The sequence below is a fragment of the Enterococcus sp. AMC1623 genome (assembly GCF_058216495.1).
In genome coordinates this window covers 1,778,637-1,790,881 of sequence record NZ_CM177096.1, presented here as the reverse complement: position 1 = coordinate 1,790,881, position 12,245 = coordinate 1,778,637, and the positions used below count along the sequence as shown (strand labels likewise).

The following is a 12,245-nucleotide window of genomic DNA, read 5'->3' as shown; positions in this document are numbered from 1 at the left end:
TTCGTTTAAAAACGATTACAATAGATATAACAAACAAAGGAGATGTTTAATATATGGATTTAGAGAAAGTATTAGCAGATAATATCGAAAATCTATCAGCGATTGGCAGCGATCCAACTGGAGGGATGACGCGCCTTCTTTATACTGATTCTTGGTTAGAAGCGCAAAAATTTGTAGAAACACAATTAACCAATGCAGGACTAACAGCTTCATTTGATGAAGTAGGAAATTTATTTGGTCGTGTAGAAGGAACAAAATACCCAGAAGAAACCATCTTATCTGGTTCACATATTGATACAGTTGTGAATGGTGGAAATTTAGATGGACAATTTGGTGTGATTGCAGCATATGTGGCGATTCAATACTTATTAGAAACTTATGGCAAACCATTACGTTCTTTAGAAGTGATTTCAATGGCTGAAGAAGAAGGTAGTCGTTTCCCAACTGTTTTCTGGGGCAGTAAAAACTTCGTCCGTGAAGCAAAACGTGCTGATGTAGAAGAAATTGCTGATTTTGAAGGGAAAAAATTTGTCGATGAAATGCATCGCCAAGGATTTGATTTCCGCGATGAGAGCACACCGAAAAGAGAAGACATCCGTGCTTTTGTTGAAATCCATATTGAGCAAGGAAATGTTTTAGAAAATGAAGAATTACAAATTGGTGTAGTCAACAACATTGCAGGACAACGTCGCTACACGATTGTATTAAAAGGTGAAGCAAACCACGCTGGAACGACACCTATGGGCTATCGTAAGGATGCTGTATACGGTTTTTCTAAGATTTGCTCAGAGATTATCGATCGTGCGTTAGTCGTCGGAGATCCGCTTGTAGTGACGTTTGGGAAGGTTGAACCAAAACCGAATACGGTAAACGTTGTTCCAGGAGAAGTATTATTCACCATGGACTGTCGTCATACAGACAAAGATGTGTTAAAGAACTTCACAGAAGAAGCCGAAGCGTTAATGAAAGAAGTTGCTGAAAAACATCAGTTAGATATTGATATTGATTTATGGATGGATGAAACACCTGTACCTATGAATGAAGAAATTGTAGTGACTGTAGAAAAAGCAGCCAAAGAAGAAAACATGAAATACAAAGTGATGCATAGTGGTGCAGGACATGATTCTCAAATTATTGCGCCTCATTATCCATCAGCAATGATTTTTGTTCCAAGTATTAAGGGGATTAGTCATAATCCAGCAGAAGCAACCAACCATGAAGATTTAGTTGCAGGTGTAAAAGTGTTAGCAAGAGCCCTATATGAATTAGCATATAAAGAATAAACGTAGAAAGCAGGGAATAGGCATGGGTTACAAAAACAACAACACAGGGTACTTAGATGGATTATTACAATCTAGAGCAGTGATCAAGAAGAATAATTTTGCTATTCTTCCTCATGATGGCTTAGTTAATAATGTGATACCAGGATTTGAAAACTGTGATTGCTCAATTTTAGGTTCCAAACAAATTGGAGCAAATTTTGTTGATTATATTATCACAATGAAAAAAGATGGCGAAAACAGTCGCGGTTTTGGCGGAGAAGGTGTGGAAACACTAGTCTACGTGATTGAAGGAGCATTGGAAGTTCGTGATGATAAAGAAACACATAAACTTACAAGCGGTGGTTATGCGTATTTTCCTGCAAGTCAATTAATGTACTTGAAAAATGCTCAAGAAAAACCAACAGAAATTTTCCTTTACAAAAAACGTTATCAACCATTAGAAGGTTACGAAGCTCATAAAGTGGTAGGTAACATTGAAGATATTGAACCCGTTCAATACGAAGGTATGGAAGATGTTTTATTATGGGACTTTTTACCAAAAGACCTTGGTTTTGATATGAATTTCCATATCTTATCATTTGAACCTGGTGCAAGCCACGGTTATGTTGAAACACATTATCAAGAACATGGTGCTTACTTGCTTTCAGGACAAGGTATGTACAATTTAGATAATGAATGGTATCCCGTTGAAAAAGGAGATTATATTTTTATGAGCTCTTATGTCCAACAAGCAGCCTATGCTGTTGGTCGAGGAGAACCATTATCTTACGTGTACTCAAAAGATTGCAATCGCGATCCTGAAATTTAAGGCAGAGGAGCATATAAATGGAAGAAACAGTTATTGTACAACCAAATGAATTACATCAATTAATCCAAACAAAATTAGAAAAAGCTGGGCTAAAATCAGAACATGCCAATGAAGTTGCCAATCATCTTGTGTTTGCAGATGCAAATGGCATTCACTCACATGGCGCTGTTCGTGTAGATTATTACGCTGAACGAATTGCTAAAGGCGGTGTCAATCTTGACCCGGAGATTAATTTTGAAAAAACTGGGCCAAGCACAGGAATTGTTCACGGAGAAAATGGTGTAGGACAATTTGTTGCGTTGAAGAGCTTAGAATATGCAATGGATGTAGCGAAAGAATCCGGAGTGGCGGTTGTTGGGATTCGTAGAATGAGCCACAGCGGCGCACTATCTTATTATGTAAAAAAAGCAGCAGAGCAAGATTTAATTGCCATTTCAATGTGTCAATCAGATCCGATGGTTGTACCATTTGGTGGTAAAGAAAATTATTTTGGAACAAACCCAATTGCTTTTGCCGCTCCACGAAAAGTAGGTGATCCGGTAGTCTTTGATATGGCCACTACGGTACAAGCATGGGGCAAAATTTTAGATGCACGTTCTAAAAATAAAGATATCCCAGATACCTGGGCAGTTGATAGTGAAGGAAAACCAACAACAAATCCTCATGACGTGCATGGGTTATTACCAATTGCCGGACCTAAAGGGTTTGGCTTAATGATGATGGTGGATATTTTATCAGGAATGTTATTAGGTTTACCGTTTGGGAAAAATGTGTCATCAATGTACAACGATTTAACAAAAGGACGTGATTTAGGACAAATCTTTATTTTAATCGATCCAAAACGCTTCACTGATTTAGAACAATTCAAAGAAAATATCGAAACCATGGTAAGTGATTTACATGCCATTCCTGTGGCAGAAGGTTTTAAACAAGTGTACTATCCGGGTGAAATCAATCAATTGAACTTCGAAAACTACATGGAAAATGGTATTCCTGTTGCTGCGAATATTTATGATTATTTGAAGAGTGACACGGTTCATTTCAATCAATATGGTGGTTCAAACGCTTTTGCAGAAAAAGAGTAAGAAAAAAGGAGAACAAGATTTCTCTTGTTCTCCTGACACTTATTGATCCAAAGTCTCTTCTGATAATTCCAACGCAAGTCGAATATCAAGACTAGTGACTGAATCATGAATGTCTTTTCCAAGGAGTTGTGAACAACGCTCAATACGATATTTAATCGTATTTCGATGGACAAACAATGCTTTGGCTGTCTGAGCAATTTCACATTGAAAGTCTAAATAACATTTGAGTGTTTTCCGTAATTCGATAAAAGAGTCTTCTGAAGGATAAGCCAATTCTTTCAAAGTACTCTCGCAAAAATAGTGGATATCCGTCATATTAATTTTTTCAAATAAATTTCGCATCCCACGTGGTTGATAATGAGCAATTGGTTTCTCTAAGTCAATCGTTGTCGTCAACATTTCATTATAAGCATTCTCTGCTTCAATAAATGATTTGGCAACTTGTTGAATCGTATCATAAATATTTCCCATGCCAAATACTAATTGAATGCCACTAATTATTTTTAATTCATTTGCGGCATTTAGTAAAACCTCTTCAACGTGATCTAATTTATGTTGAATGAGCAAGGCAAAATGATTGGTATTTTTGATTTTGAATAAGCTCATATCTTTAATTTGAGAATCAAGTGATTCTTGTAACCATTGAAAAGCAAGTTGGCTTTCCTCTTCTTGATAGCGAATTTTTTTTGAATTATTACTATGACAAGCAATATAAATAATACGATAATGTCGTGCTTTAACTAATCCGTAATTGATGCCCAAATCAAGCCAGTCACGTTCCTTAGGGGAAGATGATTGTTGGTATTCTATCATTCGTGTTAAAAAATCAGTTTTTAAATGGTCCAAGGATTCTTGAATCTTTTGATTTTTATAAAGCATAAATGACAAGACCAATTTTGCTTGATCGATTGCAAAATCAGATACTGGATAAGGAATCTGCTCAGGATTCAAAATCACAAGATAATGTGGAAAATAGCTATTAATCTCCACTGGATAATACGCTACTTGCAATTTTTTATTAGTTGAATCTTCAATCAACAACGAGGTAGCTTTTTTCTGAGCAAATGCAAAGTTTCGTTGTGACAATTGCTCGACATAATAATCTGCAGGTGTGGTAATTTTTGTAAAATGTTTCGAACAAGCAAGTATCTTTTTATACGGATTTAATAAGATAACTGGTGCATTGACCAGTTCGCCAAAACTATCAATGAAGCGTTCGTAACTCACATCATTTACCAACATGTCAGAAAATTGCTTTTGAATATCTAATGCGTAACTGAGTTGCTCAGTTTTTGTATACCATAATAAATTCAGCAATTGATGTAACAAATTACCTAATGGAATGGTGCTAGGTATTTGAACAATTGGCAATTTTTTTTGGTTCGCATAGGCGATAACAGAAGGATCAATCGCTTCGATAAAACGTCCCACTTTAATTCCTAAGCCGATAGCCTGTTTCTCTTTTAATGAGTCGATGAGAGTAAAAAGCGCTTGTTGATTATCTTTATAAATCATCGCTGTCGTTAAAATAAACGTTTTTTCAGGAATATAGTGAGCAATATCTGGCGTTTCTGTAATCTCAACGCTCTCTATTTCGCAAGTTGCATCTACCGAATCGGTAAGCAATGTTAAATTTGTAAAGCGAGGAATCGCTAACAAATCGATTAAGGTTTTCACAAAAACATCTCCTTTTTGCTATTATATAAAAAAAGGAGAATAGACTCAAATCATTTTTTGTATAAACTGGCTTAAATTAGTCATAAGTTGTGCTGAAGTGATAACTCTATTTTTCAAAAAAAAAGAAAAGGATGAGATAGTATGTTTTCAGAATTAGTAATTCCACACAGAACCATCATGACACCTGGACCCGTTGAGGCAAATCCTGTTGCGTTAAAAGCAATGAGTTCACGAATTTTGGGTCAGTTTGATCCAGCTTTCTTGACAATTATGGATAATGTCAAAGAAATGATTAAATTACCATTTGGGACCCAAAATAAAGAAGCCTTTGCTGTTGATGGCACTTCTCGTTCTGGTTTAGAGGCAGCTATGATTGCACTCATTGAACCAGGAGATAAAGTGTTGATTCCGGCATATGGACGTTTTGCTTATTTATTAGGTGAAATTGCTGAACGTGCCAAAGCAGAGATTATGTATCTGGAAAAAGAGTGGACATCAACATTTGATCAACAAGTAGTGATCGATGCCATCGATGAATTCCAACCAAAAATTGTAGCGATGGTTCACGGTGAAACAGCCAATGGTCAAATGCAATCAATTGATAAAATTGGTCAACATTGCCGTGAAAATGACATGTTCTTTGTAGTTGATATGGTTGCTACGTATGGTGGTGTTCCTCTACAAGTTGATGATTGGTGTGTTGATATTGCGGTTGGTGGAACACAAAAATGTTTAAGTGTACCAGCTGGAATGTCATTAGTGACTTACAATGACCGTGTTGAAGCAGTTTTAGATGCTCGTTACCAAAAAGAATTAGGTTTGAGTAAAGATGATCGTAACGAAAATCATATTTCTAGTAATTACCTAGATTTAAGTCAATTGCAACGTTATTGGAGTTCAGAACGTATTAATCATCATACTGAGGCAACAAGTATGATTTATGCGTTACATGAAGGATTACGTTCAATTATTAATGAAGGTCTAGAAAATGTTTATGTACGTCATGCATTAAATGACCAAGCAATTGTTGCTGGAATTAAAGCGATGGGGCTGGGCTTTTATGGTGATTTAACAACAAAAATGCCAACAGTTACGCCTGTAATGATTCCAGATGGTGTTGGTGATGGCGAGCAAGTTCGTGAATTATTATTGAATCAATTTGGTGTGGAGATTGCCTCTTCATTTGGTGATTTAAAAGGAAAATTATGGCGTATTGGTAACATGGGTTACAGTAGTCGTCATGAAAATGTTTTACAAGTATTAACCGCTTTAGAAGGTGCCTTAACATATTATGGAGCACCAATCAAACACGGTGAAGCGGTGAAAGCTGCTTTAGCGATTTATGAGAATAATTAATTGTAAAGTTATTACTTTGCACACATGGAGGAAATAGAATGGAAACAAAAAAAGTTAATGCTGGTATGGAATACTGGAAAAAAATAATCATCTTGCTTTGTTCAGGCTGGGTAACAATTTGGATTTATCGCTCAGCGTTAGCGCCAGTATATCCACAAATTAACGATTCATTAGGAGGCGGCATTTCAGACAGCGCCTTAGGTTCAATTTCAAGTTTTTACTTTTTAGGATATGTTATCATGCAGATTCCTGCTGGCTTTTTAGTTGATAAAATTGGTAAGAAACAAGTCTTGCTTCCAGGATTTATTTTATTTGGAATTGCTGCGTTCTTAATCTCACAAGCATCAAGTATTGGAATGATTTATGCAGGAAGCTTCTTAGCCGGAATTGGTTGTGGATCATTTTATGGAGCTGCGTATTCATTGACTTCACAAAATATTCCACAAGCAAAAAGAAGTTTCTCAACAGCGATTGTTAATAGTGGTTCGGCGATTGGTTCAGGATTTGGTTTGATTCTTTCTAGTTTACTAGTTGTTCAAATGCAAATGCCTTGGCAAACTATGATGTACATTTCAGTAGCCTTAATCGTTTGTATGTTAATCGCATTTGCTTTAGTAATCCGCGGAAACAAAGATGACGTAGCATTTATTGAAAAAGCAAAATTAGAAGAGAAAAAGAAAGCTGCGCCTGAAAAAGTTAAAGAAGATGTATCGTTCAAGAGTTTATTTGCACCAAGAATGTTGTTCACATATATCTTATATTTTGCAACATGTTACGCGTATTATATGACAGTTACTTGGTTACCAAACTTCTTGGGAACAGAACGTGGCTTCAAAGGTGTAGCGATTGGATTTTCTGCTTCATTAGTTGCCTTTGCATCAATTCCAGGAGCTTTATTATTCAGTCGTTTAGCTGATAAATACATGAACAAAAAAATTCAATTTATCGTTGTTTTAGAATTACTAGCTGCGGCAATGTTATTGATTACAGTACAATCAACCAACCAAGTCTTCTTATTGATTGCATTAATCTTATATGGATTCTTAGGAAAATTAGCGGTAGAACCAATTATCATTTCTTGGTTAGGTGAAAATGCACCAAAAGTTGGTGTTGGAACAACATTAGGTGTATTTAATTTCTTTGGAATGATGTCATCGGTTATTGCACCACGTTTAACCGGTTCAATTTCAGATATGACTGGTTCAAAAGAAATGGGCTTTTACATTTCAGTCGTTCTATTAGTTGTCGGAACGTTGCTATTCTTATCAGCAAACTTGAAAAAAGCAAAATAATTTTAATCAAAGCATGTGAGAATAACTTATTCTCACATGCTTTTTCGCTTTAAGGATAAAAAAGAACACTAAAATTTGGACATTTTTCTATTGTAAGCGTATTCTCCTAACCTTTAAGATAAAGGCAATAAAACAACATCATATTGTTTTAAAAAAAAGAGTAGAAAAGAGGGGAAAATATGAAGAGAACAAGCGAACCATCAGGAGTAAAAGTTAGTAATAACTACTGGATTAAAGTTGTAGCTATCTTTTTTGTTGGTTGGGTATTGATGTATGCAACAAGAACAATCTTTAATCCAATCATGGGCGTTGTTGGTGAAGAATTTGGTTTGAGTAACACACAATTAGGTTTAGCGAATAGTATGTTCTTCTTAACTTACGCAATTGCTCAGATACCATTTGGTGTTATTGGTGATAAAATCGGAAGGAAATTGGTTATTACCATCGGATTTATTGTCTTAGCTATTATGACTTATTTAACAGGAATAGCAACAACATTTGTTTTATTCTTAATGATTCGAGCATTTGCTGGGATTGGTCAAGGCGCATATTATGGTCCGCAATATGCGTTATCTACTGAAGCAATTCCTGATAACAAACGAACAGTCGGAAACGCAATCATCAATAGTGGGATGGCGTTTGGTACCTCAGGAGGGTATTTACTATCAAGTAAATTAGTTTTAGAAAATGGGGAACATTGGAGCAAACCATTTTATATTATGGCTGTACCAACGCTGATTGTCGGCATTTTATTTTTTATTGTTTTGAAAGAAAAAGTTATTCGACCAGAAGATGTGAATAAAACTGCTCAAGAAGCACCTGTAAAACAAAAAGGATCTTTAATTGCAATTTTTAGTAATCGTAATTTATTAGCTGCGTTTATTTTATGTTTTACAAGTATCTATGCAAACTTTGTAATTATTACCTGGTTGCCTCAATTTTTAATTGCTGAGCGAGGCTTCGAAGGTTCAAGTGTTGGATTTATTTCTTCTTTAGTTCCATGGGCATCAATACCTGGAGCGTTATTATTTGCACGCATTAACGATAAATTAGGGAAAGCGAAACCGCTTGTTTTCACTTTGGTTCCATTAGCAATCCTTTCTGTTTTTGCGATTGCCTTTGTCCAAGATAGAACAATCTTAATCGCGATGTTGGTTTTATATGGATTAACAGGTAAATTAGCTCTAGATCCGATTGTAGTAACTTATGTAACAAGAAATGCACCAGCTAATGCGTTAGGTACAACCTTGAGTGCGTATAACTTTATTGGTATGTCTGGTTCAATCTTAGCACCTTATGTAACAGGGTATTTAGCTGATACATTAGGATCAATGCAAGTAGGTTTTTATTTAGCTAGTATCTTATTAATTATTGGTGTCATTTTATTTGCACTATTGGCTAAAGAAAAAAGTGCGACTCCTAATTAAAGGCATGAATATTTTCTTTGTTTAAATTTAGTGTATACTATAAACTGACTATCTTTATTTATTAAGATAGTCAGTTTGCATGTAAAGAAAAAGTTTTAAAATTCTGAAATTGAAAAAGGAGAGAATATGAAAAAGAAAATTTCGATGACGAGTCAAATTGTCATTGCTGTGGTTATTGGTATATTGGTTGGTATACTAGTTCCATCAATGGCACAACATTTAAAAATTGTAGGTGATTTGTTCTTACGATTAATGCAAATGGCTATTCCGGTTTTAATTTTAGGCCAAATTATTCAAGCGGTTGCAAGTATTGAATCAAAAGAACTAACGAATTTAGGTGGACGCACAATTTTTGTGTTTGGTTGTTCTTCGCTTTTAGCAGCTACTTGGGGCATTTTGATGGCAGTCGTATTTAATGCTGGTAGCGGAACGGATCTGTCGAATGTGCAAGAGACAGCTATTGAAGCACAAGAAATATCCTTTTCCGAAACCTTTTTAGGCTTTATCCCTACGAACATTTTTGCGTCACTTTCAAGTGGTACCATTGTTCAAATTATTGTTTTTGCGCTATTTTTCGGGATTGCATTAAATAAGTTTATGAGCAAACATCCTGAATCAGGGCTTGCTCAAATCATTGTTGATTTTAATGAAGTTATTTTGATGATTATTCGCTATGTGATGATTATTGCACCACTAGGTATTTTTGCTCTTATTGCATCAACAATTAGTAATTTAGGCCCAGAAATTATTTTGTCCTTGCTTTCTTATTTGGGCGTGTATGGTTTAGCTACATTGTTATTCTTGGGATTATGGATTACCTTCATTACATTATATGTAGGTGTCAACCCACTACGTTTAATCAAAAATATGAAAAACATGACTATCATGGCTTTGGCGACAACTTCCTCAGCCATTACTTTGCCAACTGCAATGGAGGAAACGCAAAATAAATTAGGTGTAAGTGATCGTATCACCAACTTAGTCTTACCTCTAGGAATGTCGTTAAATAGTAACGGTTCAGCGATGCATATGGCCATTACGGTAATGACCATTTCCCAAATGTATCAAATCGATTTTAGTATCTCGCAAATGATTTATGTCGCTATTGCTGCAACAGTAATTTCTTTAGCCAATGCAGTAGTACCAGGTGCAGGCTTAGTTTCTTTAGCGATTATTGTCCCACAAATGGGTCTGCCAATTGAAAGTATTGCGATTTTTGCTGGTGTCGAGTGGTTTGTCGGTATGTTACGAACCATCTTAAATGTAAATTCCGATGTTTATTCAGCGATTGTTGTTGCTAAATCAGTTAATGAAATTGACTATGATGTTTTTAACGGCAAAAAAGTAATTGGATAATAAATGAACAGCTAGTTTCTTTAGAGAAATTAGCTGTTTTTTTAATAAATCGCTGATAGAATCATTGGAATCTTCTTTTTAAGAATGAAGTTATGTTATACTGTAGAAGAATATTTTCGTGTAGGTAGAAGATATAACACTGCGATTTTCGTAAAATGTGTTGTATAATGAATAGGATAATAATGAACGTGTTTCTTATTTAAAAATAAATATACATACTTATAAGAAGTAGTAAATATAAACAATTGAGAGGTGAAAATTTTGAGTAAAATCAAAATTATTCCCCTTAGTGGTGTGCGAGAAAATGGTAAAAACTTGTACATTGCTGAAGTGGGAGAGGATATATTTGTGCTAGACTGTGGTCTACGCTATCCAGAAAATGAGTTATTAGGAATCGATACGGTCATTCCTGATTTCACGTATTTAGAAGACAATGCCGAGCGTGTGGCGGGTGTATTTTTAACACATGGACATGCTGATGCAATTGGCGCATTACCATACTTTTTAGAAAAAATCCAAGCGCCAGTATTTGGGACAAAATTAACAATTGAATTAGCTAAATTAACCGTACAACGTTACGAACCAACAAAAAAATTTAAAGAATTCCACGTCATTGATGTGCATTCTGAAATTGACTTTGGTTCTGCAACTGTTAGCTTCTTTCCAACAACTCATTCGATTCCAGATTCAGTCGGAATCAGTTTGAAAACACCAGCTGGCAATATCGTTTATACAGGAGACTTTAAATTTGATCAGGCAGCTGTTCCGATGTATCAAACAGATTTTGCTCGTCTAGCGGAGATTGGTAAAGAAGGCGTGTTGGCTTTATTAAGTACTTCAAGCAACGCTGAAAATCCTGCCACAGTAGCTTCAGAAGCTCAGATTGCAGATGAAGTCTATGATACTATTCGTTATTGGGAAGGTCGCATTATTGTTGCTTGTGTTGCTAGTAACTTACAACGTGTACAACAAGTGATGGATGCTGCTTATCGTTCGGGCCGCAAAGTGGCATTGACGGGACAAGACTTTGGTAAAATTATTCGTACGGCGATGAAGTTAGGTAAATTAGAAATTCCTGATGAAGCTATTTTAATTACTCAAAAAGAAATGAAAAACTATGATGACGACCAATTAGTTATTTTAGAAACTGGTCGAATGGGTGAACCAATCAAAGCTTTACAACGAATGGCAAGTGGTGCTCACCGTACATTACGGATTAAAGAGGGCGATCTGGTTTATATTACTACAACGCCAACGATTGCGATGGAAACCTTTGTAGCAAAAACAGAAGATATTATTTATCGTGCCGGTGCTACTGTGAAAAATATCTCGGATAACTTACGTGTATCCGGGCATGCAAGTCCAAATGATTTGCAGTTAATGTTGAACCTAATGAAACCAAAATATTTCATTCCAGTACAAGGAGAATATCGTTTGCTTTCAGCCCATGCCAGTTTAGCGCAAGAAGTAGGTTTGCCATTAAACCGTATCTTTATTACTGCGCGTGGGGACGTCTTGGAATACGACAAAGGCGAGCTAACAACGGCCGGTTCAGTTCCCGCAGAAAATGTTATGGTTGATGGAATTGGTGTCGGTGATATTGGTAATATTGTCTTAAAAGACCGTAAAGTGTTATCAGAAGATGGTATCTTTGTCGCTGTTGTGACCATTAATCGCCGAGAAAAACGAATTGTATCGAAACCACAGATTACTTCTAGAGGTTTTGTTTATGTCAAAGCAAGTCGTGACTTGATTCGTGAAGGTGGCGAAATGGTTGAGCAAATTGTTGACAAACATCTCCATGAAGACGATTTTGAATGGAGTAAATTAAAACAAGATATTCGTGACCAATTAAGTCGTTATTTGTTTGAACAAACAAAACGTCGACCAGTGATTTTACCGGTCATCATGGAAGCTAGTCAACGAAATAGAAGAAGATAAGCGCTACGATAGTGACAACA

The 12,245-nt window shown here is 35.8% G+C and carries 9 protein-coding genes; 8 read left to right on the top strand and 1 reads right to left on the bottom strand.

What is annotated here, in order from left to right:
- The first annotated feature begins 53 nt into the window (after positions 1-53).
- From allC to allD, 3 genes are read left to right on the top strand one after another with little or no spacing between them, the layout of a single operon-like run.
- Entirely contained in the window at positions 54-1,283 is a 1,230-nt protein-coding gene (gene allC / locus AC4BC7_RS08795; protein ID WP_490502648.1) for an allantoate deiminase, read from the top strand.
- 22 nt (positions 1,284-1,305) lie between these two features.
- On the top strand, positions 1,306-2,091 hold the full coding sequence (allE, locus tag AC4BC7_RS08790; RefSeq protein ID WP_490502647.1) for a (S)-ureidoglycine aminohydrolase: 786 nt from the start codon (positions 1,306-1,308) through the stop codon (positions 2,089-2,091).
- A gap of 17 nt (positions 2,092-2,108) precedes the next feature.
- Positions 2,109-3,176: an ureidoglycolate dehydrogenase gene (allD, locus tag AC4BC7_RS08785; RefSeq protein ID WP_490502646.1), complete on the top strand. Its 1,068-nt coding sequence runs from the start codon at positions 2,109-2,111 to the stop codon at positions 3,174-3,176.
- 39 nt (positions 3,177-3,215) lie between these two features.
- Here allD and AC4BC7_RS08780 read toward each other — a convergent pair whose 3' ends face one another.
- Positions 3,216-4,853, bottom strand: coding sequence for a PucR family transcriptional regulator (locus tag AC4BC7_RS08780; RefSeq protein WP_490502645.1), 1,638 nt, complete (start codon positions 4,851-4,853; stop codon positions 3,216-3,218).
- Positions 4,854-4,994: 141 nt separating this feature from the next.
- Between AC4BC7_RS08780 and AC4BC7_RS08775 the strand changes: the two genes are divergently transcribed.
- The 5 genes from AC4BC7_RS08775 (at position 4,995) to AC4BC7_RS08755 (ending at position 12,225) form a co-directional block, all read left to right on the top strand.
- Entirely contained in the window at positions 4,995-6,209 is a 1,215-nt protein-coding gene (locus tag AC4BC7_RS08775) for a pyridoxal-phosphate-dependent aminotransferase family protein (RefSeq protein WP_490502644.1), read from the top strand.
- Between the two features lie 38 nt (positions 6,210-6,247).
- Positions 6,248-7,501, top strand: a complete 1,254-nt coding sequence (locus tag AC4BC7_RS08770; protein WP_207942359.1) for an MFS transporter — start codon at positions 6,248-6,250, stop codon at positions 7,499-7,501.
- Between the two features lie 179 nt (positions 7,502-7,680).
- Positions 7,681-8,928 (top strand): MFS transporter, encoded by a 1,248-nt coding sequence (locus AC4BC7_RS08765; protein ID WP_207942358.1) that lies wholly within the window; start codon positions 7,681-7,683, stop codon positions 8,926-8,928.
- A gap of 126 nt (positions 8,929-9,054) precedes the next feature.
- A complete protein-coding gene (locus AC4BC7_RS08760) occupies positions 9,055-10,284 on the top strand; it encodes a dicarboxylate/amino acid:cation symporter (protein WP_207942357.1) in 1,230 nt (409 codons plus the stop codon).
- A gap of 261 nt (positions 10,285-10,545) precedes the next feature.
- Entirely contained in the window at positions 10,546-12,225 is a 1,680-nt protein-coding gene (locus tag AC4BC7_RS08755) for a ribonuclease J (protein WP_207942356.1), read from the top strand.
- The last annotated feature ends 20 nt before the right edge of the window (positions 12,226-12,245 follow it).